The sequence below is a fragment of the Seonamhaeicola marinus genome, assembly GCF_008085455.1.
Genome location: NZ_VSDQ01000366.1, coordinates 1 through 643, shown reverse-complemented (window position 1 = coordinate 643; position 643 = coordinate 1). Strand labels below are relative to the sequence as shown.

The 643-nt window shown below is 30.9% G+C and carries 1 protein-coding gene; it reads left to right on the top strand.

Features of this window, described 5'->3' with window-relative positions:
• Positions 1-202: 202 nt before the first annotated feature.
• Positions 203-643: sigma-70 family RNA polymerase sigma factor (locus FUA24_RS04955; RefSeq protein ID WP_148540281.1), on the top strand; the 441-nt coding region annotated here is incomplete at its 3' end.

Sequence of the window (643 nt, the reverse complement as noted above, 5' to 3'; positions counted from 1 at the left end):
TTACATTACAACCAAAATTAACTAATTAATAGTAGCTGTAAAGTTTTATAACGTATTTTAATTGTGACTTTTCACAAGGTTTAGTGTCTAAAATACAGACGGTTAAAAATAATTTGAAACTTTTTGTAACAAAAACCGACTTATTTACGTATAACCACTGAATGCCCTATATATTCACAATTAAATTACAGGAGACTTTTAAATGAGACAACTTAAAATTACGAAACAGGTTACCAATAGAGAAACCGCTTCGTTAGATAAATATTTACAGGAAATTGGTAAGGTAGACCTTATTACTGCCGACGAAGAAGTTGAGTTAGCACAACGCATTAAAGCTGGAGATCAAGTAGCTTTAGAAAAATTAACAAAAGCTAACTTACGTTTTGTGGTATCTGTAGCAAAACAATACCAAAACCAAGGTTTAACTTTACCAGATTTAATTAATGAAGGTAACTTAGGCCTAATTAAAGCGGCACAACGTTTTGATGAAACACGTGGTTTCAAATTCATTTCATATGCCGTATGGTGGATTCGTCAATCTATTCTTCAAGCATTAGCTGAACAGTCTAGAATTGTACGTTTACCATTAAACAAAATTGGTTCTATTAACAAAATTAATAAAACATTTGCCTTTTTAGAGCAA